The organism is Veillonella sp., assembly GCF_032470285.1.
In the GTDB taxonomy this organism is placed as follows: domain Bacteria; phylum Bacillota; class Negativicutes; order Veillonellales; family Veillonellaceae; genus Veillonella.
Genome location: NZ_JAWEKP010000001.1, coordinates 504,566 through 526,768, shown reverse-complemented (window position 1 = coordinate 526,768; position 22,203 = coordinate 504,566). Strand labels below are relative to the sequence as shown.

General features: G+C 38.9%; 26 protein-coding genes. All 26 read left to right on the top strand.

Translation table 11 applies throughout. The features are described 5' to 3' along the window. Positions 1-88: 88 nt before the first annotated feature. The 26 genes from E7B10_RS02520 to E7B10_RS02395 all read left to right on the top strand — a co-directional run bounded on the left by E7B10_RS02520 (position 89) and on the right by E7B10_RS02395 (position 22,092). Positions 89-358: a YdbC family protein gene (locus tag E7B10_RS02520; RefSeq protein ID WP_287508977.1), complete on the top strand. Its 270-nt coding sequence runs from the start codon at positions 89-91 to the stop codon at positions 356-358. A gap of 79 nt (positions 359-437) precedes the next feature. After that, on the top strand, positions 438-635 hold the full coding sequence (gene rpmE, locus E7B10_RS02515) for a 50S ribosomal protein L31 (RefSeq protein WP_004696185.1): 198 nt from the start codon (positions 438-440) through the stop codon (positions 633-635). A gap of 57 nt (positions 636-692) precedes the next feature. After that, a complete protein-coding gene (locus E7B10_RS02510) occupies positions 693-1,598 on the top strand; it encodes a DUF1385 domain-containing protein (protein WP_278451765.1) in 906 nt (301 codons plus the stop codon). A gap of 2 nt (positions 1,599-1,600) precedes the next feature. Then, positions 1,601-2,683: a peptide chain release factor 1 gene (gene prfA / locus E7B10_RS02505; RefSeq protein WP_004696177.1), complete on the top strand. Its 1,083-nt coding sequence runs from the start codon at positions 1,601-1,603 to the stop codon at positions 2,681-2,683. Then, on the top strand, positions 2,676-3,545 hold the full coding sequence (gene prmC / locus E7B10_RS02500; protein ID WP_278451665.1) for a peptide chain release factor N(5)-glutamine methyltransferase: 870 nt from the start codon (positions 2,676-2,678) through the stop codon (positions 3,543-3,545). The genes prfA and prmC overlap by 8 nt, the downstream gene beginning before the upstream one ends. Before the next feature lies 1 nt (position 3,546). Next, a complete protein-coding gene (locus E7B10_RS02495) occupies positions 3,547-4,578 on the top strand; it encodes an L-threonylcarbamoyladenylate synthase (protein WP_278451664.1) in 1,032 nt (343 codons plus the stop codon). 112 nt (positions 4,579-4,690) lie between these two features. Then, on the top strand, positions 4,691-5,137 hold the full coding sequence (locus E7B10_RS02490) for a low molecular weight protein arginine phosphatase (RefSeq protein WP_278451663.1): 447 nt from the start codon (positions 4,691-4,693) through the stop codon (positions 5,135-5,137). An 11-nt stretch (positions 5,138-5,148) separates the two neighbouring features. Beyond that, the gene (gene rpiB / locus E7B10_RS02485) at positions 5,149-5,586 is read left to right on the top strand and encodes a ribose 5-phosphate isomerase B (RefSeq protein ID WP_278451662.1); all 438 of its coding nucleotides are present in this window, start codon (positions 5,149-5,151) and stop codon (positions 5,584-5,586) included. 45 nt (positions 5,587-5,631) lie between these two features. Then, positions 5,632-6,864 (top strand): serine hydroxymethyltransferase, encoded by a 1,233-nt coding sequence (gene glyA / locus E7B10_RS02480; RefSeq protein WP_004696166.1) that lies wholly within the window; start codon positions 5,632-5,634, stop codon positions 6,862-6,864. A 185-nt stretch (positions 6,865-7,049) separates the two neighbouring features. After that, positions 7,050-7,676: a uracil phosphoribosyltransferase gene (gene upp, locus E7B10_RS02475; RefSeq protein ID WP_004696164.1), complete on the top strand. Its 627-nt coding sequence runs from the start codon at positions 7,050-7,052 to the stop codon at positions 7,674-7,676. Between the two features lie 244 nt (positions 7,677-7,920). Further along, positions 7,921-8,946: a sugar-binding transcriptional regulator gene (locus E7B10_RS02470; RefSeq protein ID WP_012864497.1), complete on the top strand. Its 1,026-nt coding sequence runs from the start codon at positions 7,921-7,923 to the stop codon at positions 8,944-8,946. A gap of 68 nt (positions 8,947-9,014) precedes the next feature. Continuing rightward, positions 9,015-10,025, top strand: a complete 1,011-nt coding sequence (gene gap, locus E7B10_RS02465; RefSeq protein ID WP_278451661.1) for a type I glyceraldehyde-3-phosphate dehydrogenase — start codon at positions 9,015-9,017, stop codon at positions 10,023-10,025. A 13-nt stretch (positions 10,026-10,038) separates the two neighbouring features. Further along, positions 10,039-11,217 carry a phosphoglycerate kinase gene (locus E7B10_RS02460; RefSeq protein WP_316055459.1) on the top strand — a complete coding sequence of 393 codons (1,179 nt, stop codon included), beginning with the start codon at positions 10,039-10,041 and terminating at the stop codon, positions 11,215-11,217. A 1-nt stretch (position 11,218) separates the two neighbouring features. Continuing rightward, complete coding sequence (gene tpiA / locus E7B10_RS02455; RefSeq protein WP_278451659.1) at positions 11,219-11,989, top strand: triose-phosphate isomerase; 771 nt, start codon at positions 11,219-11,221, stop codon at positions 11,987-11,989. A 13-nt stretch (positions 11,990-12,002) separates the two neighbouring features. Then, positions 12,003-13,529 (top strand): 2,3-bisphosphoglycerate-independent phosphoglycerate mutase, encoded by a 1,527-nt coding sequence (gene gpmI, locus E7B10_RS02450; RefSeq protein WP_278451658.1) that lies wholly within the window; start codon positions 12,003-12,005, stop codon positions 13,527-13,529. Between the two features lie 117 nt (positions 13,530-13,646). After that, on the top strand, positions 13,647-14,930 hold the full coding sequence (gene eno, locus E7B10_RS02445; RefSeq protein ID WP_120055285.1) for a phosphopyruvate hydratase: 1,284 nt from the start codon (positions 13,647-13,649) through the stop codon (positions 14,928-14,930). A 188-nt stretch (positions 14,931-15,118) separates the two neighbouring features. Continuing rightward, the gene (locus tag E7B10_RS02440; RefSeq protein ID WP_174892267.1) at positions 15,119-16,129 is read left to right on the top strand and encodes a GspE/PulE family protein; all 1,011 of its coding nucleotides are present in this window, start codon (positions 15,119-15,121) and stop codon (positions 16,127-16,129) included. Next, positions 16,113-17,132, top strand: a complete 1,020-nt coding sequence (locus tag E7B10_RS02435) for a type IV pilus twitching motility protein PilT (protein ID WP_004697309.1) — start codon at positions 16,113-16,115, stop codon at positions 17,130-17,132. The genes E7B10_RS02440 and E7B10_RS02435 overlap by 17 nt, the downstream gene beginning before the upstream one ends. Before the next feature lie 8 nt (positions 17,133-17,140). Next, positions 17,141-18,316 (top strand): type II secretion system F family protein, encoded by a 1,176-nt coding sequence (locus tag E7B10_RS02430; RefSeq protein ID WP_195213166.1) that lies wholly within the window; start codon positions 17,141-17,143, stop codon positions 18,314-18,316. Between the two features lie 36 nt (positions 18,317-18,352). Continuing rightward, a complete protein-coding gene (locus E7B10_RS02425; RefSeq protein WP_004697182.1) occupies positions 18,353-18,799 on the top strand; it encodes a competence type IV pilus major pilin ComGC in 447 nt (148 codons plus the stop codon). 53 nt (positions 18,800-18,852) lie between these two features. Continuing rightward, positions 18,853-19,395 (top strand): A24 family peptidase, encoded by a 543-nt coding sequence (locus E7B10_RS02420; RefSeq protein ID WP_174892269.1) that lies wholly within the window; start codon positions 18,853-18,855, stop codon positions 19,393-19,395. Next, positions 19,374-19,835 carry a hypothetical protein gene (locus E7B10_RS02415; RefSeq protein WP_024061885.1) on the top strand — a complete coding sequence of 154 codons (462 nt, stop codon included), beginning with the start codon at positions 19,374-19,376 and terminating at the stop codon, positions 19,833-19,835. Before E7B10_RS02420 ends, E7B10_RS02415 begins: the two co-directional genes overlap by 22 nt. Before the next feature lie 43 nt (positions 19,836-19,878). Beyond that, positions 19,879-20,199 carry a hypothetical protein gene (locus E7B10_RS02410; RefSeq protein ID WP_229039575.1) on the top strand — a complete coding sequence of 107 codons (321 nt, stop codon included), beginning with the start codon at positions 19,879-19,881 and terminating at the stop codon, positions 20,197-20,199. After that, positions 20,196-20,840 (top strand): hypothetical protein, encoded by a 645-nt coding sequence (locus E7B10_RS02405; RefSeq protein ID WP_120054853.1) that lies wholly within the window; start codon positions 20,196-20,198, stop codon positions 20,838-20,840. The genes E7B10_RS02410 and E7B10_RS02405 overlap by 4 nt, the downstream gene beginning before the upstream one ends. Beyond that, on the top strand, positions 20,821-21,228 hold the full coding sequence (locus tag E7B10_RS02400; RefSeq protein WP_021148255.1) for a hypothetical protein: 408 nt from the start codon (positions 20,821-20,823) through the stop codon (positions 21,226-21,228). Before E7B10_RS02405 ends, E7B10_RS02400 begins: the two co-directional genes overlap by 20 nt. Positions 21,229-21,237: 9 nt before the next feature. Continuing rightward, complete coding sequence (locus E7B10_RS02395) at positions 21,238-22,092, top strand: hypothetical protein (RefSeq protein ID WP_004696134.1); 855 nt, start codon at positions 21,238-21,240, stop codon at positions 22,090-22,092. Positions 22,093-22,203 lie beyond the last annotated feature (111 nt).

Sequence of the window (22,203 nt, the reverse complement as noted above, 5' to 3'; positions counted from 1 at the left end):
TTAAAATATATCGTATCCTAAAAAATATAAACTACTAAATATAGTAGATACGAAACATAGCATATGAATATGTAAGAAAGGAGGACCTATGGCAGTTATTAATTTTGAAATCTTCAAGGTTATTGGTACTTTATCTGAAGATAAAGATGGTTGGAAAAAACAATTAACATGTACTAGTTGGGGAAAATACAATCCTAAGTTTGATCTTCGTGCTTGGGATAGTGAATATACAAGCATGAAAAAAGGTATTACCCTTTCTTTAGAGGAGATTATTGCATTGCGTGACATCCTCAACGAAAGTGACTTGGAAGCTATTTTAGCTGAGGCTATTGAAGAAAAGCAAGCGTCCAAGGAATAGTATTGGTTACTTGCATTTGTGCAGGTGTCATGCTATAATCTATAAGAATAATATTGATTGCTGGAAAGAGGTGTATAGAATGAAACAAGGTATTCATCCAGACTATAAAGAAGCTACAGTAACTTGCGGTTGTGGCAACACATTCAAAACTGGCTCTGTAAAAGAAGACCTTCGTGTAGACGTTTGCTCCAAATGCCATCCGTTCTTCACTGGTCAACAACGTGCGGCTCAAGCTCGTGGTCGTATTGAACAATTTAACAAACGTTACGGCAAATAATTTGTTTTGTAATGTAACATGTATTGGCAGGGCTGTTGGCTCTGCCTATATTTGTTTATGAGAGGAGATCTTGTGAACAGAGAACGTATAAAAAAGTTTGTCGGAGGACAGGCTGTGATCGAAGGTGTCATGATGAGAGGCCCTGGCTATACGGCAACTGCCGTACGTGAGCCTGCGGGAACTATTGTAGTTCAAAAAGAGGCTACAAAGTCCATTGCTGACACATATCTAATATTGAAAAAACCATTTCTTCGTGGCTGTGTAGCTCTCTATGAATCTCTAGTGATAGGCATGAAGGCTTTATCCTTCTCTGCTAAGGCTGCTGGCGATGAAGAGGAAGAAATGTCTAATAGTGAAATCGCCATTACCATGGTCATTTCTACACTGTTTGCGATAGCTGTGTTTTTGGCATTGCCTACATTTATCGTAAAATTCATTCCTGGTGTACAGGATAATCATATAGTATTAAATCTCATTGAAGGTGTCATTCGTTTAGTACTTTTCTTACTTTATATTTGGGGGATTGGTCTTACGAAGGATATTCAACGAGTTTTCCAATATCATGGGGCAGAGCATAAAACGATTCATACCTATGAATTAGATTTGCCGCTTACTGTAGAAAATGTTCGTCAACAAAGTCGATTGCATGCACGATGTGGTACAAACTTCTTACTTATTGTTATGGTAGTTAGTATCTTTGTATTTGCTTTCTTGGGTTGGCCCAATTTGTTGGAACGTATCGTGAGCCGCGTACTCCTTATGCCTGTAGTAGCTGGTATTGCGTACGAGGTAATTCGTCTTGCTGGACGTAGCGATCATTCTTTTGTAAAAGCTCTTATTAAACCAGGTCTTGCGTTACAATATATGACAACGCGTGAACCAGAAGATGATCAAATTGAAGTTGCTATACGAGCTTTAGAAGAGGTCCGTCCGCCTGAGAGTGACGCATATGAAGAGGAATAAACATGTTAGTTGATAAATTACAAGTTATTGAAGATAAATTTATGGATCTTGAGCAGCGTATTAGTGACCCAGAGGTCATTGCTCGCCAAGATGAATGGCGTAAATTGACCCGTCAACATGCTCAATTATCTGAAACCGTTGAAACGTTCCGTACTTACAAAAAAGTTTTATCTGGTATTGATGAAGCTATGGAAGTTATTGAAGATAAATCCATGGACGAAGAATTCCGAGAAATGGCTCAAGAGGAATTGAAAGACTTAAAACCTCAAAAAGAGGAATTGGAAGAAAAGTTGCAAGTTCTATTATTGCCTAAGGATCCTAATGATGATAAAAATATTATCATCGAAATTCGCGGGGGCGCTGGCGGTGATGAAGCTGCATTATTTGCAGGCGACTTGTTCCGCATGTACACAAAATATGCGGAAAGCCAAGGCTGGCGTTGTGAGATTATCGATGCTAATGAACCAGAGCTTGGTGGCTTTAAAGAGGTTATTTTCTCTGTGGATGGTGAAAATGTATACTCTAAGATGAAATTTGAATCTGGTGTACATCGTGTACAACGTGTACCGGCTACAGAAACACAAGGCCGTGTACATACATCTACAGTTACAGTAGCCGTATTGCCAGAGATGGAAGATGTTGATATTGAAGTTAATGAAAAAGATTTAAAAATTGATACATATCGTGCGAGTGGTGCCGGTGGTCAGCATATCAATAAAACTGAGTCTGCTGTTCGTATTACACACTTACCATCTGGTATCGTTGTAGCGTGTCAAGATCAACGATCTCAATTACAAAACCGTGAAAAAGCTATGCGTGTATTACGTGCTAAGTTACAGGATCAAGCTGAACAAGAGGCCATTTCTAGTATGGCTGCAGATCGTAAGAGTCAAGTCGGTACAGGTGATCGTAGTGAACGTATTCGCACCTATAATTACCCACAAGGACGCGTCACAGATCATCGTATTAATTTAACATTATATAAATTAGATGCTATTTTAAATGGCGATCTTGATGAAATTATTCAAGCCTTAAATGCTGCAGACCAAGCGGCAAAAATGCAGGAGGCCAATACAAATGCATAAGGAGATTTGGACAATCGGTCGTATTCTCCAGTGGACAGAGCAGTACTTTCAAAGCAAGGAGATGGATACACCTCGACTTGATGGGGAAGTACTGCTTTCTCACGTTTTAGGTAAAGATCGGATTTATCTATATACCCATTATGACCAACCGCTTATTCAAGATGAACTCGATGCCTTTAGACCTCTCGTTCAAGAACGAGCTAAGGGACATTGTGTAGCGGCTATCATTGGGGAAAAGGACTTTATGGGGTTGACCTTTAAAGTGAATGATAAGGTATTAATTCCACGACCTGATACGGAAACCTTGATTGAGCATGTACTAGGCACATATCCAAAAGATAGCGATATGCGTGTCCTCGATGTATGTACGGGTCCTGGTACGATATTGTTAAGTCTATTACACTACTTGCCGAATGCGTGTGGAGTAGGACTTGAAATATCTACCGATGCTTTGTCAGTGGCTGAGGAAAACTGTGAAAGGTTTAATTTAAATGATCGTGTTCAATTTATAGAATCCGATATGTTTTCTGGTTTGGTAGGTAAAACTGAGAAGTTTGACCTCATCGTATCGAATCCACCATATATCTGTACAGGGGATGCTAAATTATTGTCTCAGGACGTGTTAAATGAGCCTCATATTGCCTTATTTGGTGGTGAAGATGGACTTGATTTTTATCGTATTTTGACTAAATCATGCGGTATATATTTAAAATCGCAAGGCCGTATAGCTTTTGAAATAGGTTTTGATCAAGCTGAGGCTGTAAAGTCTTTATTAGAGGAAACAGGGCAGTATTCTAATATTCGATGTATTACTGACCTTGGTGGAAATAATCGCGTTATAACAGCTGTGTATGAGGGATAATATGGATACTCAAATTATTACAAATCCATCAGATCAAGAACTAGATATGCTTGCTCGCGCTTTGCGTAATGGCGAATTAGTGTCCATTCCTACAGAAACTGTATATGGATTAGGTGCTAATGGGTTAGATCCGGAGGCGATGGATAAAATCTACACCGCTAAAGGTCGCCCTTCCGATAATCCACTTATTTTACATGTTCCTAATAGTGAAAGTATAAAACCTTTAGTAACAGAGGTTTCAAATACGGCACAATTATTAATGGATACGTTTTGGCCTGGTCCGTTGACAATCACATTGCCTAAATCAGATTTAGTGCCAGATCGTGCTACAGGCGGGTTACCTCGTGTTGCTTTACGTTGCCCTGATCATGAGCTTTGTCGAGTTTTACTAGAGCGTGCTGGTGTACCTATAGCGGCTCCTAGTGCTAATATATCTGGACGGCCAAGTCCCACAACGGCACAAGATGTTTATCATGATATGAAGGACCGTATTTCCTATATTTTAGATGCTGGTTCATGTACGATTGGTGTAGAGTCTACTGTGGTGGAAGTTCATGATGATAAGGTTATTATATTGAGACCTGGTGGAATTACAAAAGCACAGCTAGAAGATGTTGTGTCTACTGTTGAGTATGATACTGCTCTTGTTAATGCAACAACTAAGCCAAAGGCTCCTGGTATGAAGTATACCCATTATGCTCCTGATGCACCTATGACAGTTGTTGTAGGCAGTCCAGAAGATGTAGCAAGTACTTTCAAAGAGCTTTCTGCAGAGGTAGAAGGTCCCATAGGTTGTTTGGTAAGTCATGAAACGTATAATTTGATTAAAGGGGATACACGCTTTATATGTCATTGTTTTGGCCATCATAGTGATGCTTTATCATTAGGTCATGACTTTTACAAAAGTCTATTACATTTTAATGAAAATCATGTTACCCTAATCTTGGCAGAAGGTGTTGATGATGACGGTTTTGGTGTTGCTATTATGAATCGTATGGAGAAGGCATCGAGCCATCATATCATTTATAAGTAAATTTACTAGCATAAAAATGTCCACTGATAATAGAAATATGTCTTTACATATTGGATGAATTTGCTATAATGTATAAAGTAATCACAAAATGTGATTAAGTAAGGATGTTATTATGAATATTTTATTTGTGTGTACCGGTAACACTTGCCGTAGTCCTATGGCTGAAGTTATTACACGGGCACTTGCAGCGGAGCAACATAAGGATGTTACCACTGTATCGGCTGGGTTATTTGCCGCTTATGGCGCAAAACCAACTGAACAAGCCGTGGAAGCCGTCCGTTCCATTGCAGATATTTCTGATCATGAATCGAGACCATTGACGATGGAACTCGTGAATGCAGCAGATCTTATCATTGGTATGACGAAAGATCACAAATCTGTACTGCTTCGCCAATTCCCATTTGAGGAAAGTAAAATCAAAACGATTTCCGAGTGGGGTGGTCAAGATGGTGATGTTACGGACCCATATGGATCTGATCAAACCGTATATAATCAATGTGCGGAACAAATTTATCACTTAGTAGAGGCTGGTCTTACATCAGTGCCTCAGAAGGCGTAGGAGATGAAATTATGAAAGTTGCAATCGGTTGTGATCATGGCGGATTACATTTAAAGGCATCCGTTAAGGAATTGTTAAATGCATTGGGACATGAAGTAGAGGACTTTGGCTGTCATACAGCTGATTCTTGCGACTATCCTGATATTGCTGTACCTGTAGCAAATGCAGTTGTATCTGGTCAAGTAGACAGAGGTATTTTGATTTGTGGTACTGGTATTGGTATCGGTATTGCAGCAAATAAGATTGCAGGTATTCGAGCTGCTCTTTGTCATGATACATTCTCTGCCCATGCATGTCGTGAACATAATGACGCTAATATTCTCACAATGGGGGAACGCGTTATCGGCCCCGGCCTTGCAAAGGACATCGTTACTATTTGGATGGCAACGGATTTTGAAGGTGGCCGTCATGAACGCCGTGTGGAAAAGATTAAAGCCTTAGAGAAGTAATACATCGTTACCTTATACGCATATATTTACATGAGGAGGATACTTATGAGTTTCTTAGAAAAACAAGACCCTAATATTCAAGCTGTTATCAATCAGGAGTTGGCACGTCAACGTGACAAATTGGAAATGATTGCTTCTGAAAACTTCGTTTCTCAAGCAGTAATGGAAGCTCAAGGTAGCGTATTGACTAACAAATATGCAGAAGGGTATCCTGGTAAACGTTATTATGGTGGTTGTGAAAATGTTGATGTTATTGAAACATTAGCTATTGAACGTGCAAAACGCTTGTTCGGTGCAGAACATGCTAACGTGCAACCTCACTCTGGTTCTCAAGCAAACTTTGGCGTGTATTTCGCATTATTACAACCAGGTGATACTATTGTGGGCATGAACTTGTCCCATGGCGGTCACTTAACTCATGGTTCCCCTGTTAACGTATCTGGTACATATTTCAACGTAGTACCTTACGGTGTAGATGCAGAAACACAACAAATCGATTACGATGAGTTCCGCAAGATTGTCTTGGAAGCAAAACCTAAATTGATTATTGCCGGTGGTAGTGCTTATAGCCGTCAAATCGACTTCAAAAAAATGGCTGATGTAGCTCATGAGGTTGATGCTATCTTCATGGTAGATATGGCTCATTTCGCAGGCCTTGTAGCAGCAGGTTTACATCCAAATCCTGTAGAATATGCTGATATCGTTACTACAACAACTCATAAAACATTGCGTGGTCCTCGTGGTGGTATGATTCTTTGCAAAGAAAAGTATGCTAAAGCAATCGATAAAGCCATTTTCCCTGGCATTCAAGGGGGTCCTTTGATGCATGTTATCGCTGCTAAAGCCGTAGCATTTGGTGAAGCTTTACAACCTGAGTTCAAAGTATATGCACAACAAGTCATCGACAATGCAAAAGCGTTGGCTGCAGCATTGCAAGAAAAGGGCTTAACAATTGTTTCTGGTGGTACAGATACTCATGTTATGCTTGTAGATGTTCGTAATACTGGTTTAACTGGTAAAGAAGCTGAACACTTACTCGATGAAGTAGGTATTACATGTAATAAAAATACAATTCCATTTGATCCAGCTAGCCCCTTTGTAACAAGCGGCATTCGACTTGGCACGCCAGCTCTTACGACACGTGGTTTGCAAGTGAAAGATATGGAAGAAATTGCCGATATTATTGCAGTGGTTCTTAAAAATCCTGAAGATAAATCGGTCCATGAAGAAGCTAGTAAACGTGTCGCTACACTTTGTGAAGCGTATCCATTGTACTAATCGATTACATTAAAATTACATTATATATTTATAGTCCTATAAGTTTATAGGTAGTATAAAAGGGGTGTGCCCTCGGCACATCCCTTTTAATATTTTTATGGCATGATTTTCTAATCTGTGATAGAGTAAATATGATAGTTAATAGCTAGAATGGGATATGTATATTGTTTTATAGGAGGACAGTCATGAAAGTTAATGTTATGACACATCCATTGATTCAACACAAAGTTACATTGATGCGTGACGTACAAACAGGCTCTAAAGATTTCAGAGAACTACTTGATGAAATTACTATGTTGATGGGGTATGAAATTACACGCAACTTACCACTTGAGGATGTGGAGGTAGAAACACCATTAACTAAAATGATTGGCAAACGAATTGCAGGTAAAAAATTGGGTATTATTCCAATTCTTCGCGCTGGTCTAGGTATGGTAAATGGTATGCTTAGTTTAATTCCAACTGCAAAAGTTGGTCATATCGGTTTGTACCGTGATCCTGAGACTTTGAAACCAGTAGAATACTACTGTAAACTACCATCTGACGTAGGCGAACGTGACTTTATCGTAACTGATCCAATGCTTGCTACTGGAGGGAGTGCAGCAGCAGCTATTACATTGTTAAAAGAAAAAGGAGCTAAGCATATTAAGCTAATGTGCTTAGTGGCTGCTCCTGAAGGTGTAGAGGCTGTAAATAAAGAACATCCTGATGTACCTATTTATGTAGCAGCACTTGATGAAAAGCTTAATGATCATGGTTACATCTTGCCTGGCTTAGGTGATGCAGGTGACCGTATCTTCGGTACAAAATAAAATACAATAAAGTAAAACGACATATTAAAATATAATAAGAGGACATGACGACATATTATTAGATTTGAAATAATAACAAATCATCTAAGACGTATGTCGTTTTCTCTTATTTAGGGTTGAATAAAATTTACATAAGGTATACAATACAAGTGTAAAAGTATTTTTTTATTTTAGGTGGGACGGATTTTGTTCACATGGGACGAAAAACGATTCATGCAATCCAAACGGGTAAAGGAGGGACCCGATGAACGAATTTCTAATGATATGTGAACGTATTGTTCCTGAAATTGTTAGCGTATTGAAGGAGCGATACAAAATACTAAACCACCTTGTTTATGAAGAGCCTATAGGCCGTAGGACATTAGCTACTGCAACGGACCTTCCTGAGCGAACCGTACGAAGTCATATTGAGTTAATGCGTGCTAATGGTCTTGTAGACATTTATAAACCAGGGATTTTTCTCACTGATGAGGGACATGCAATTGTTCCAAAGTTGCGAAATTTTTTAAATGAGCTAGATCGTATTAACGAGCTAGAACATCGATTGACTGAAGCACTTCATATCGATAGGGTTATCATCACTCCTACTGAAGGAACCTTGATGGTTAAAAAGTTAGGTTTTGCAGCAGCAAAGCTATTACAGGAATTATTAGAGCCTGACTCTGTAGTTGCCATCAGTGGTGGCAGTACAATGGCTGCAGTAGCTGAAGAGATGCCAGTATTACCATTTAATCCTATTGTTGTACCTGCCCGGGGTGGCGTTGGTGAGGTAGTGGAGTATCAAGCTAATGTAATCGCTTCTGTGTTAGCTGAAAGACTTCGCGGGTCCTATAAGATGCTCCATTTACCTGATGGACTTTCACAAGACTCATTACATATGCTCATGACTTGTGAACCGCAAATTAAAGAAATTGGAGATCTCATTAGTAGGACTGACGTACTATTATTTGGTATTGGTACTGCAATGCGCATGGCAGATCAGCGCCATATTGCTGATGATGTGCGTAAGCAGTTGATAGATAATCATGCGGTAGGTGAAGCACTTGGTCAATATTGTGACATTGAGGGTAAGTTAATTTATTCTACTAATAATATTGGTTTATCACTTCCTGATGTAGTAAAGGTTCCCAATGTTATTGCTGTAGCTGGTGGACAAGAAAAAGCGAATGCTATTATAGGTGTGATGCGAGCTTGTCAAAAAGGTATACTCATAATTGATGAGCAAGCAGCGGAGGGGATGCGTCAATTGTTACAAATTTCTGCCTTATAGGCGAATTAGTAGTTATAAATTTTAGTTTGAAATTTGGTTAAAATTTTTGTTATTAGGAGGATTTAACAATGGCAGTAAAAGTTGGTATTAACGGTTTTGGTCGTATTGGTAAATGTGTAGTTCGCGCAGCGATTAATAATCCTGACGTTGAGGTTGTAGCAATTAATGCAACTGGTGATAATGAAGGTACTGCATTATTGTTAAAATACGACTCCGTACATGGTACAATTCCTAACGAAGTAACATTCGACGAAGAAAATATCTATGTTGATGGCAAAAAAATCCGCGTATTCCATGACCGCGATGCTTCCAAATTACCTTGGTCTGAAGAAGGCGTAGAAATCGTAATTGAATGTACAGGTAAATATCGCGATGCAGAAGAAGCAAAAGTTCATTTAGAACAACCTACAGTTAAAAAGGTATTGATTTCTGCACCTGGTAAAAATGAAGACTTAACTATGGTTATGGGTGTTAACCAAGATATGTACGATCCTGCAAAACACCATATCATCTCCAATGCATCTTGCACAACAAACTGTTTGGCTCCATTCGCTAAAGTATTATGCGATGAATTCGGTATTAAACGCGGCATGATGACTACTATTCATTCCTATACAAATGACCAAAAAATTCTTGATGCACGTCATAAAGACCCTCGTCGTGCTCGTGCAGCTGCTATGTCCATCATCCCTACAACTACTGGTGCAGCAAAAGCTGTTGCTAAAGTATTGCCTCAATTAAAAGGTAAATTAGATGGCTTCGCATTGCGCGTTCCAACTCCAGACGTATCTGCTACAGATCTTGTTTGCGAACTTGAAAAACCTGCTACTAAAGAAGAAATAAATGAAGCATTCCGCAAAGCAGCTGCTGGCGAATTAAAAGGTATCTTAGGTGTATCTGATGTGCCATTAGTATCTTGTGACTTTAGCTCCGATCCACGTAGCTCCATTGTTGACGCTGATTTAACAATGGTTATGGATGGCAATATGGTAAAAGTTGTTTCTTGGTATGATAACGAATGGGGTTACTCCGAACGTCTTATCGACATGGCCGCATTTATAGCAAGCAAAGGCTTATAATCAGGAGGCTTTAATGAAACAAACAATTGAAGGTTTACAAGTAGCTAATAAAACAGTATTTGTTCGTGTTGATTTTAATGTTCCTATGAAAGACGGTGTCATCACTGATGACACTCGTATTCGTAGTGCATTACCTACTATCAATTACTTAATCGAAAAAGGGGCAAAGGTTATCCTTGCTTCTCACTTTGGTCGTCCTAAGGGAGAACGCAAACCAGAAATGTCTTTGGCACCATGTGCTAAGCATTTATCTGACCTTATCAACAAGCCTGTAGCATTCGTAGATGACTGCATTGGTCCTAAAGTTGAAGAAGCTGTAAAAGCATTACAATCTGGCGATGTATTGATGCTTGAAAATTTGCGTTACCACAATGAAGAAACTAAAAATGACCCTGAGTTTGCTAAGCAATTGGCATCTCTTGCAGATGTTGCTATCAATGATGCGTTTGGAGTATCTCACCGTAATGCGGCATCTGTAGTCGGTATTGCTGATTATATCCCTATGGCAGCAGGTTTCTTGCTCAAAAAAGAAATTGAAGCATTAAGTGCAGCTGTAGTACATCCTAAAACACCTATGACGGCAATCATTGGTGGTGCAAAAGTAACAGATAAAATTTCTGTTATTTCTAACCTTTTGCCTAAAGTGGATGTAATGATTATCGGCGGTGGCATGGCTAATGCGTTCATTAAAGCACAAGGATGCAACATTGGTAGCTCTTTATTTGAAGAAGGCCAAGAAGCTATCGCTACAGACCTTGTTATGGAAGCTCGCGTAGCAGGTGCTAAATTATTAACACCTATCGATGCTGTAGTAGCAGATGCTTTCAGCAACGATGCTAATACTAAAATTGTAGACGTTGATCAAATCGAAGACGGCTGGATGATATTAGATATTGGGCCTAAAACACGCGAACTTTATATAGAGGCATTGGCGCCAATGAAGACTATTATTTGGAATGGTCCTATGGGCGTATTTGAAATGGAAAACTTTGCAGCTGGTACGAATGCAGTAGCGAAAGCTGTAGCTGAATCCGATGCGATGACTATCGTTGGCGGTGGCGACTCTGTGGCAGCCATTGAAAAAAGTGGCTTAGCAGATAAAATTAGCCACATCTCCACAGGTGGCGGTGCATCTTTAGAGTTCTTAGAAGGCAAAATTCTACCAGGTATTGCTGCATTGTCTGAGGCATAATATGAGAAAACTCATTATTGCAGGGAATTGGAAAATGAATGGCACCATTGCGTCTGGATCAATTCTGATCGAAGCGTTTAACAGCGTGTTACAAGATATGGAATTGTTCTGTGATGTAGTTGTATGTCCGCCTTTCACAGCCATCGAACGTGCTGTAGTATTGACGAAAAATACAGCTATGGAAGTAGGTGCACAAACTATGGATTATCATGATGCTGGTGCGTTTACTGGTGAGATTTCACCACTTATGCTTACAGAGGTAGGCGTTAATTATGTAATCATCGGTCACTCTGAGCGCCGTGAATATTATGGTGAAACAGATGAGACCGTCAATGCAAAAATTAAAAGTGCATTTCATCATAATTTGAATCCTATTGTCTGTGTTGGTGAAAGTTTAGAACACCGTGAAACAGGTCATACACTTGACTGGATTACATCTCAACTAGAAGGGGCGTTGGCTGATATTCCGAAAGAACAAGTCAGTCAATTGATTATTGCGTACGAACCAATTTGGGCTATCGGTACTGGCAAGACAGCAACGGCTGATCAAGCTGAAGAGGTATGTAAAGAAATCCGCAATTACATTCAATCTCTATATGATAATGAAACTGCTGATGCAGTACGCATCCAGTATGGTGGTAGCGTTAAATCAGAAAATGCATTAGAAATCCTTGGAGAGCCTAATATTGATGGTGCTCTTGTAGGTGGTGCATCCCTTGTGGTTGACGAATTTATTGATATTATTAAAGCTGCAAACCAAGTAAGCGCTTAATATGAGGTTACAAATGGCTAAATTAGAGGCTCCCGTAATGCTAGTCATCCTAGATGGCTTTGGCTTGGGGGATAAATCAGACACAACCAATGCTGTAGTACAGGCGAAGCCGCTCTGTTTTAATCAATTATGGGATATGTATCCACATACAACATTAGAAGCATCAGGGCTTGCGGTAGGCCTTCCAGAAGGTCAAATGGGAAATTCTGAAGTTGGACATTTAAATCTTGGCTCTGGTCGCATAGTGTATCAAGATTTGACTCGTATTACTAAAGATGTCGAGTCTGGTGAGTTTTATAATCGCCCTGTTATGAAGGAACTATACGAAGTAGCTAAGAAGCAAAGCTTACATCTTATAGGCCTAGTTTCAGATGGCAATGTGCATTGCTCCTTAGATCATATTAAGGCAGTCATCAAGGGGGCTCATGATAATGGAATCGAGCATGTGTATGTCCATGCTTTGCTCGATGGTCGTGATGTAGCTCCACAATGTGCACAAGGCTATTTAAAGGACTTAGAAACGTATATGGCTGATCTCAATTGTGGTAAAATTGCTACAGTTAGTGGTCGCTATTATGCAATGGACCGCGATAATCGTTGGGACCGCGTTGAATTGGCATATAATGCCATCGTACATGGTCAAGGTGAAATAGCTACATCTGCATGTGAAGCAGTGCAACAGTCTTATGATAAAGATGCGGCAGATGAGTTTGTACTTCCTACGGTGATTGATGCTGCAGGGACTATCAAAGATGGAGATGCGGTTATATTCTGTAACTTCCGCCCAGACCGTGGTCGTGAACTTACAAAGGCACTAGTGTTACCTGATTTTGATGGCTTTAAACGGGAGCCACTATCTATATATATGGCAACTATGACAAAATACGAGGATGGTTTGCCCGTACATATTGTGTATCAAAAGGATACATTATCTGAAACATTAGGTGAAGTTCTAAGTACAGGTGGTTATCGCCAATTGCGCATCGCGGAAACAGAAAAGTATGCTCATGTTACATATTTCTTTAATGGCGGTGAAGAGGAACCCTTTGAAGGGGAGGACCGCATTCTCGTAAAATCCCCTCAAGTGGCCACCTATGATTTACAACCAGAAATGAGCGCTTATGAAGTGACCGATAAGGTTGTACAAGCAATACAAGATGAAACATATGACATGATCATCTTGAACTTTGCAAATCCAGATATGGTTGGTCATACTGGTAGCTTTGAAGCTGCCGTTAAAGCGGTTCAAGCAGTAGATACTTGTTTAGGTCGTATCGTGGAGGCTATTCGTAGCAAGAAAGGTCATCTGTTAGTTACAGCAGATCATGGTAATGCAGAGCTTATGGTTAACCATGAAACAGGTAAGGTACATACGGCACATACAACGAACTTGGTTCCTTTAATTTTAATGAGCGACAGTTTAAAAACAGCTACATTAGAAGCTGGTAAATTATGTGACATTGCTCCTACATTATTAGATTTAGCTGGGATACAACAACCAAAAGCTATGACAGGTCACAGCTTGGTACATAAAGCATAATATGGAGCTTTCACTATATTAGTAGTTAATTAGAGTTATAAGCCTATAAGGTTTAGCTCAATATATATAATGGCTGTCAGATGGCAGTTATTCCATTAGATTATATGAGGTGAAAAAATGGCAGTAATTGAACAAGTCATTGCAAGAGAGATTTTAGATTCCCGCGGTAATCCAACAGTTGAAGTTGAAGTATGTTTAGAAGATGGTACTATTGCGACAGCAGCTGTTCCATCTGGTGCTTCCACAGGTATGTTTGAAGCCGTAGAATTACGGGATGGAGATAAATCCCGTTACTCCGGTAAAGGTGTTTTAAAAGCTATCGATAATGTAAATGCTAAAATTGGTCCTGCACTTATCGGTTATGACGCTACAGAACAAGTGGCAATCGATAACTTGATGTTGCAACTTGACGGTACAGACAATAAATCTAACCTTGGTGCAAATGCAATTCTTGGCGTATCAATGGCAGTAGCTCGTGCGGCGGCTGAATCTTTGGACTTGCCATTATTTGTATATCTTGGTGGCTTCAATGCTAAAGAGTTGCCAGTTCCTATGATGAATATCTTGAATGGTGGCGCACATGCAGATAACAACGTAGATATTCAAGAATTCATGATCATGCCTGTAGGCGCTAAATCTTTTGCAGAAGCTCTTCGTAGCTGTGCAGAAGTATACCATACTTTGAAATCCGTACTTCACAATAAAGGTCTTAGTACTGCAGTAGGTGATGAAGGTGGTTTCGCACCTAACTTGTCATCTAATGAAGAAGCATTAGAAGTAATTTGTGAAGCTATTAAAGCTGCTGGTTATGAACCAGGAAAAGATTTCAAATTGGCACTTGATTCTGCATCTTCTGAATTCTACGAAGATGGTAAATACAATCTAGCTGGCGAAGGCAAAGTTAAAACAGCTGCTGAAATGGTAGACTTTTACGAATACCTAGTAGGTAAATACCCAATTGTATCCATCGAAGATGGTCTTGCTGAAGAAGATTGGGAAGGCTGGAAATTGTTGACAGACCGCCTTGGTGACCGCGTACAACTTGTTGGTGATGATTTATTTGTGACTAACACAAAACGTTTGGCTCGTGGTATTGAGCTTGGTGTAGGTAATTCTATTCTTGTAAAAGTTAATCAAATCGGTACTCTCACTGAAGCTTTTGATGCTATGGAACTTGCTAAACGTGCTGGTTACACTTGCGTAGTATCTCACCGCTCTGGTGAAACTGCAGATACATTCATTGCTGATATTGCTGTAGCTGTAAATGCTGGTCAAATCAAGACTGGCGCACCGGCTCGTTCTGAACGTGTAGCAAAATATAATCAATTACTTCGCATTGAAGAAATGTTATACGAAACAGCTCAATATAAAGGTAATGACGTTTTTTATAACTTAAAATAAGATACGTTATATCTAATAGTCCAATAAGGGCGCCCTTTGGGGCGCCTTTTTTGTATGTCTAAAAATAGAAAAGTTTTCGCTTCGTGGATTTTTAAAAATAAAAGAGGGATTTAGAGGCTGATGTCGAAACCTATAACGCCATACGCTAGTGTGAGGTAAAAACATACCGCAAGGTATTGGAGGTGACCATGTATGTAGACGTAACATTAGACGATATTATCTTGTATGCCTTAGAACACCATGTGAGCGATATCCACTTTGATCCCGTTAAAAGTGGTGCTCATGTTCGGTTGCGAAAAGATGGACTGCTGCAACATTACATGACTGTATCATTTGAAGAAGCTGAACTCATTATCAACCGTATTAAGGTTTGTAGCTCTCTAGATATTAGCGAGAAGCGTTTACCACAAGATGGGCGTTGGTCTTGGAGTCATAAAAATAAGTCTGTAACGATGCGTGTATCTACATTGCCTAGCCTATACGGAGAAACCTTAGTATGTCGCCTTATGGGAAATGAAGGGAGTCATAAAGACTTAAAAGAATTAGGCATGCAGCCGGATATCTTTGAGCACATTGAACAATTATTAAAACGTCCTTATGGATTATTACTTATCTGTGGACCTACAGGCAGTGGTAAGACAGCTACTTTATATGCCATGCTTCGCATGTTAAATTTAGACGAAACTAAGCTTATCTGTCTTGAAGATCCTGTAGAAGCCGAAATCAAAGGGGCTATACAAATTGGTATTAATGAAAAGATTGGATTTACCTTTGCCAAAGGTCTTCGCTCTGTATTACGGCAAGATCCAGATACGATTATGATTGGTGAAATTAGGGATAAGGAGACCGCAGAGTTAGCCGTTAAGTCTGCTTTAACGGGGCATCGCGTATTATCTACTATACATACCAATACAGCTATAGGCGTTGTAACGCGACTCATGGATATGGGCGTAGAGCCGTACTTAATACGGGCTACTTTAATGGGGGCTATTGCACAACGGCTAGTACGAAAATTCGATGGTACATCATATCAGGGACGGACTGCTCTATTTGAATACTTAGAAATACCAGCTAATTCAGCTCATTGGGACGAATTAGAAACACATTTATTATTGTCATTAGAAGAGTCTGCTCGTAAGGCCGTATCTCAGCATGTTACATCTATAGAGGAGGTGCATCGTTGTGGACTCATGCTGTAAGAGTGAAAGTTTAGAAACTATTGTAGAAAATGCAATACAACTATCATCAACAGATATTCATCTACAATGTGGTCAGCCTATCTATTTGCGACATGGTGATGGATTAAGGGCTACTTCCTTTATGTGTACTACAGAATTAATCGAGGATATATTGCGTCGTTGCGGTATAGCATCCTATGAGTGGCAGTCTCTTGATGAGGCTTGTTCCTGTTGTGGTGTGCGTATCCGTGTTCATCTATATCGAGCTAATCAGACCATATGTGGTACATTGCGATTACTTTGTCATCAGCAACTTAAGTTAGATGATAATAGTGAAGGTCAGTTATTACAAAAGCTATGTGAAGCACATGATGGTCTATTGCTTGTTTGTGGCCCTACAGGCAGTGGTAAAAGTTTTACCTTAGCTTGTTGTATTGATTATATAAATCAGACTATGGAGCGTCACATTATTACCTTAGAAGACCCTATCGAATTTGAGTTTGTATCTAAAAAGTCTTTAATACATCAACGACAATTAGGTGCTGATATTAATACTATGTCAGATGGTATTCGAGATGCTTTACGAGAGGATCCGGATGTCATTATGGTAGGCGAACTTCGAGATCGTGAAACCCTTGAAGCGGCACTTCATGCGGCAGAGACTGGTCACCTTGTAATGGCAACTATGCATACACAGCGTGCAGTGATGGCGGTTCACCGCATGATTTCTCTATTTCCTGGGGAGCAACAAGAAGAGATACGCAATCAAATATCTCAAGTGTTACGGGCCGTTATATGTCAGCGTTTACTTCGATGGAATAAAAAGTTCATTACTATTCGTGATATTTTGCTAAATACCCATGCAGTAGCAAATTTGATACGGACCCGTAAGGAACCACAAATCATATCTATTCAAGAAACGCAACTACCGATGAAAACATTAGAAATGGCTGTGCGAGATGTAAAGGCACAATATGGAGCCCAACAACAATTGCATACCTTGCTTGATCAACAATTATCGTAGGTGAATATATGGAGGCTTATGAATATGTCGTAAAAAATAATCAAAATGAAACAGAAAAAGGTTTGATGTGGGGGGATTCAGAACAAGAAATTGCAATACGGTTAAAACGAGATGGTTATAGAATTTATAGGATATCGTTGCAGGATGAAAGAAAGAAACATAAATGGAATCATACTATGGTGGTAGATGTGACTTATCAATTAGGTCTACTCATTGAATCTGGTGTTCCGTTACGGCGAGCCTTACAGTTGCTCTGCCAGGGGAAACGAGGACTACTCTATACAGCTTTATATGAATCCATAGAGCGTGGTCAGACTTTATCACAGGCTTTACGAAGTGAAGGATGTCCTCCTATTGCTTTGGCTTTACTAGAAAGTGGTGAAGCAGCGGGCACCTTGGGTGAGAGTTTACAATATATATCTTGTCACTATGATTGGGAGAGGCAGCTGAAACAAAAGGTTATGAGTGCTATTTCCTACCCTTTATTTCTTCTTTTAATGATGAATATATTTTTTCTAGTTACCATTTTGTTTATTATTCCTTCGTTTGAACAGGTATTTACCACTATGCATATTACATTACCTTTGATGACGCGAGCTCTTTTTGCATTAGGACAAGGGTTAAAATCGCATCCTCTAATGGTAATAGCTATACATTGTGTTGTAATAGGTTCCTTAGCATTTGCTTATAAACAGCATAGTATAAAGTGTAAAGTACATCGTTGGCTTTGGCTGTTGGCTCACCGATACCAATGGAGTACTTGTGTGTATTATACAAGTATGTTAAAAGTTTGGGCTCTCTTATTAGATTCTGGTATTTCTATCATTCACACCATGAATATCACGCGCCCTTTGTGGGGGAATATATATGGTGTTGAATGTAGTAAACAAGTGGAAGCAAGATTATTATCAGGACACTCACTGGAAGAAAGCTTACGTAGTGGTCAAATAGGAAACGCTTTTATATGGCAAATGGTGTCCATTGGAGAAGAGAGTGGTGAATTAGTAAAAATGTTAAACCACTGTGGCTACTACTATGAATCTATACTTTCAAAATATATTGCTCGTTTAGAACGATTATTGGAACCAATTTTACTAACCATAATGGGAATCGGTGTTGCCGTATTAGTTGTATCTGTTATGTACCCCTTATTTACGTCCATTGCCAACTTAGGAGGACAATAGACAATGTTATTACTTAACTATTAAAAGGAGAATATTATGAAGTCTGTTATGCATATGATTCATGGAGTGAATCATCGATTAGAAATGTGCGGTCAATGGGTCGTAGATCGACTACATATTTCTCGTGTTCGAGAAGGGTTTAAAAAATCGAGAAAAGGCGGATTTACTCTCGTTGAGTTAATGGTTGTAGTAGCGGTTATCGCTATATTAGCGGCTATTGCGATGCCACAATTCTTATCTGCAGCGGATAAAGCTCGAAACGCTAAAGAAACAGCAGATATTCAAATTATTAAAAATGCCACTCAATTGTATATGATTGATAAGAATGTCGACACACCTCCAACAGTAGAAAATCTATATAAGGAAGGATATCTTACTGAACATGTTAAGACTGCAAAAGGAAAAGAATACACTATTACTTATGAAGTTGTCAGTGGTGGGACTTCAAAATCTGTTGTTGTTAAAGCACCTAATGAGCCTTAATTAACTTGTATAGATTATGAATTATATACGTTAGTTATATGAAAGGACAAGGTATGAAAGGGACCAATTATGTGATAGGACTTTTTGTATATATAGCATCTATATTGCTACCTGTTATAGTTTCATCAAAAGCAATATCTTATACTCACATTGCTTTGTATGCTGTGTTTTCACTCATCATCATAGCAGGTGCTACCATCGATATGCATTACTATATATTGCCTGATGAAGGGGCATTAGTTCTTGTAATAGGTGGCATTATATATAGCTATATAAATGATCAATCTATGTTAGTAACCTTATTAAGTGTTATCAGCGTAGGTGCTATTACATATGGACTTCGTTTGATTAGCCATAAAGGCTTTGGCATAGGCGATATTAAATGGTTTTCTGCTATTGCAATATGGCTCACTCCATGGGAAATTATATGTTTCTTTTACGTAACTTTTTGTGTTGGTTCTCTCTATCTCTTACTCGCCGGTTATCGTAATCGATATATCCCATTTGGTCCCTTTCTATGCTTTGGCGGATGGTGTGCCTTACATGGTGGTTCCTATATGGAGGTGCTTTATCAATGGTTAAGGTGCAACTTATAAATCGTCAAAGTGGATCTTTATTGGCGGAATGGATTATTACTATTGGTTTAATCTTATTGCTCATTTCTATTGCCTTACCTATTGTGACAACACCTAGTCGTTATACTTTAAATGGTGCTACGCAAGAGGTGGCGTATATGCTCAAGAAAGTTCAACTGTGGTCTATGTTAGGGCATAAATCTAATGGTAAAGGGAGAATGCTTTTTATTTTAAATAAGGACAGTTATACCTTAGAGGAAGATGTTAATCATCATACGGTAAACATATCATTACCGCAAAATATTGAGAATGAACGGTCTATGACAATTATTTCTTTTTCAGCCTTGGGCTTACCCTATGATGGGACAGAAATTATTTTGAAAGATCGTGAAAGTGGTGAGAAAAATCGTATATGGATATCTGTACAAACGGGGCGAATTAGATGGGAAGAAGTGCACTGAAGGATTTATGTATGGTGACGCTTTAATATCAGCCGCTATAATCATGTTCATTTTACCGGTTGTATTATCTATTTTTTGGATGGCTACTCTTACGGTATATAGGGCGTATTATTGGGATCATATATTGCAAGATACCATAACGTATTTAGAAGTGGCTAAAGCTTCTTATTATAAGAATGGAGCAATAGAAACTGGTGTATATAATTCTCAATTTACAATGAGTCCCAGTGAAAAAATTACCTATAAAATACATATAAAGCCTGTAGTGATAGAAGGTGTATCTTTACAACGATTAACAGTAGATGCCATCGACAATCAATCTGTTGTCTATTCTCTATCAGTTGATTTGGAGGGGATACATTGAAGGGCGAGGATATAGAAACGGTAATTGGGAAGAATAAAGAATACAAGCAGAATCCCATAACAGATAGAAATAAAAATAGAAATGATATGGGTTTTATTTTGTATTCTACGCTTATTAGTATGATGATTTCTATCATAGTCCTTACCTTATTGTTAGGTATCGTATTCTATGCAGTTATGTGGGATGCTAAATTACTTGATAGTGTAGCTATGATGGAGGATGGTCGATATACACGGCGTATGGTTGTGGCTCATATGATATGGAATCCTGTGAAGGTTACTGTAGAAGATCGTAATACAAGTTTATATATTCACGATACAAAGCGCACAACCTTAACTGTACAACGTCATGCATTATACAGAAAATTAACGGATGGTAGCTTGCAACCTGTCAGTGGTAGTCGAATTGTAGGAACTACAGATAAAAGAAATGTGGGCTATACCCAAGAATACCCTTTTAGTGTAGATACTAATGGGACCGTGTATTTACGTTGGTATATTAATAATCGTTTTGTTAATGATAGAAAATACACAAGTGGTTATGGAGGATTATCCATATATGAGGTCTCTATTGGACAGAGTACTATTTATGATTGGTATACAAGTAAAGAGGAGACAGGTTATGAACGTAGGAGCCCATAACGCGGGCTTTATTACATATATAGCGATACTTACAATGTCCTTTTTATTATTATTAGCTTTTATGGGGCTGCGTATAGGACAAATATGTGAAAGTAATGTGGTAGACGAATTGCATTTGGAAGAGGCTCATTATGCGGCACAGAAAGGTGTTCATTGGTTTGTGGGCTATTGTAAATTAGGAAATGTATGGGACTTTCAAAATAAATTAGTTGTGATAGATGATGAAAATGTAGAGATTACTATTGAAGCAGACCAATCAACAGATAATCCGCGACATATTATGAGTTATGGAAAATTGAAAAATAGTGAAATCGTGAGTCGTGTACATATGTATGTGACCGTAGATAAAGAAAAACATATGCATGTTATAAAGGTAAAACCTTATTGAGGTGATTCTATGAAACGAAAAAAGAGAATACATTCTGGAGTATGTATAACTGATGAACATATTGTATGTGTTACCGCTCATATAGAAAATAAAACAATGGTCATTACTGATGCGTTAGAAATGAAGCGTACAGGACCTATTGATGAAGACGTTACAAAATTTATAGAAACGTATGATTTAGATGAAGGGGCTTATAGTATTGTTGCTAATATTGATACACAAATGCATGTAGCACCTTATGATCCTCATGATTTTGATATGAAGGAGTTTATAAAGTGGAATATAGAGGACTACTTTAGTTTTGAGGGGGATAGTTTCCAAATGGATGCTTGTCGCCGGGAATATCCACGACACAATTATCATATGTTTATGGTGGCTGTAGATCGGCATTCACTAGAGCTTTTGAAGCAAGGTATACGAGATACTTATGCACCCGTTGATGTTATTGATTTTTGGCCTATTCCTATTTGTTATTGCTTGATGCGGCGCAGCGGTACTGTAACAGGTGTTGTGGAAGAAGGCGCCATGCATTTATGGCTTTGGTGGAATGATATATGCATTCAAGAGTGTATTGTACCTATTACTAGTAGCGATGTAGCTGAAGCTATGGATAAGTTAGAAGTGAGATTACAAGACTTTGGTATAGATGAGATACAGGGAATTCGGATGTATGGGTTAGAATCTATAACAAATGAAGAACGGACAGATATGGAAGGTATAATTTCCATGTATGGAGAAACTGAATATATTCCATTATTATTTTTAGGTCGTGGTCGTAATCGTTGCAAGCAAGGACAATTAGATTGGGACATGGCTATCGGTATGGCAGCAAGGGGGCTTAAATGGATTGGATTGGGCTGGTAAGGACAGATGTATTAATTTAATGCCTCGCTCGTTACGATGGCATAGTTTATGGCATACCTATCGATACCTTCTTTATGGGATAAGTCTTATATACATTATAGTAGGGCTTGT

What these genes read in the sequence shown, in the direction of transcription:
- E7B10_RS02520 (WP_287508977.1), top strand. Translation starts at nt 89, where the DNA reads ATGGCAGTTATTAATTTTGAAATCTTCAAGGTTATTGGTACTTTATCT.
- rpmE (WP_004696185.1), top strand. Translation starts at nt 438, where the DNA reads ATGAAACAAGGTATTCATCCAGACTATAAAGAAGCTACAGTAACTTGC.
- E7B10_RS02510 (WP_278451765.1), top strand. Translation starts at nt 693, where the DNA reads ATGAGAGGAGATCTTGTGAACAGAGAACGTATAAAAAAGTTTGTCGGA.
- prfA (WP_004696177.1), top strand. Translation starts at nt 1,601, where the DNA reads ATGTTAGTTGATAAATTACAAGTTATTGAAGATAAATTTATGGATCTT.
- prmC (WP_278451665.1), top strand. Translation starts at nt 2,676, where the DNA reads ATGCATAAGGAGATTTGGACAATCGGTCGTATTCTCCAGTGGACAGAG.
- E7B10_RS02495 (WP_278451664.1), top strand. Translation starts at nt 3,547, where the DNA reads ATGGATACTCAAATTATTACAAATCCATCAGATCAAGAACTAGATATG.
- E7B10_RS02490 (WP_278451663.1), top strand. Translation starts at nt 4,691, where the DNA reads ATGAATATTTTATTTGTGTGTACCGGTAACACTTGCCGTAGTCCTATG.
- rpiB (WP_278451662.1), top strand. Translation starts at nt 5,149, where the DNA reads ATGAAAGTTGCAATCGGTTGTGATCATGGCGGATTACATTTAAAGGCA.
- glyA (WP_004696166.1), top strand. Translation starts at nt 5,632, where the DNA reads ATGAGTTTCTTAGAAAAACAAGACCCTAATATTCAAGCTGTTATCAAT.
- upp (WP_004696164.1), top strand. Translation starts at nt 7,050, where the DNA reads ATGAAAGTTAATGTTATGACACATCCATTGATTCAACACAAAGTTACA.
- E7B10_RS02470 (WP_012864497.1), top strand. Translation starts at nt 7,921, where the DNA reads ATGAACGAATTTCTAATGATATGTGAACGTATTGTTCCTGAAATTGTT.
- gap (WP_278451661.1), top strand. Translation starts at nt 9,015, where the DNA reads ATGGCAGTAAAAGTTGGTATTAACGGTTTTGGTCGTATTGGTAAATGT.
- E7B10_RS02460 (WP_316055459.1), top strand. Translation starts at nt 10,039, where the DNA reads ATGAAACAAACAATTGAAGGTTTACAAGTAGCTAATAAAACAGTATTT.
- tpiA (WP_278451659.1), top strand. Translation starts at nt 11,219, where the DNA reads ATGAGAAAACTCATTATTGCAGGGAATTGGAAAATGAATGGCACCATT.
- gpmI (WP_278451658.1), top strand. Translation starts at nt 12,003, where the DNA reads ATGGCTAAATTAGAGGCTCCCGTAATGCTAGTCATCCTAGATGGCTTT.
- eno (WP_120055285.1), top strand. Translation starts at nt 13,647, where the DNA reads ATGGCAGTAATTGAACAAGTCATTGCAAGAGAGATTTTAGATTCCCGC.
- E7B10_RS02440 (WP_174892267.1), top strand. Translation starts at nt 15,119, where the DNA reads ATGTATGTAGACGTAACATTAGACGATATTATCTTGTATGCCTTAGAA.
- E7B10_RS02430 (WP_195213166.1), top strand. Translation starts at nt 17,141, where the DNA reads ATGGAGGCTTATGAATATGTCGTAAAAAATAATCAAAATGAAACAGAA.
- E7B10_RS02425 (WP_004697182.1), top strand. Translation starts at nt 18,353, where the DNA reads ATGAAGTCTGTTATGCATATGATTCATGGAGTGAATCATCGATTAGAA.
- E7B10_RS02420 (WP_174892269.1), top strand. Translation starts at nt 18,853, where the DNA reads ATGAAAGGGACCAATTATGTGATAGGACTTTTTGTATATATAGCATCT.
- E7B10_RS02415 (WP_024061885.1), top strand. Translation starts at nt 19,374, where the DNA reads ATGGTTAAGGTGCAACTTATAAATCGTCAAAGTGGATCTTTATTGGCG.
- E7B10_RS02410 (WP_229039575.1), top strand. Translation starts at nt 19,879, where the DNA reads ATGTTCATTTTACCGGTTGTATTATCTATTTTTTGGATGGCTACTCTT.
- E7B10_RS02400 (WP_021148255.1), top strand. Translation starts at nt 20,821, where the DNA reads ATGAACGTAGGAGCCCATAACGCGGGCTTTATTACATATATAGCGATA.
- E7B10_RS02395 (WP_004696134.1), top strand. Translation starts at nt 21,238, where the DNA reads ATGAAACGAAAAAAGAGAATACATTCTGGAGTATGTATAACTGATGAA.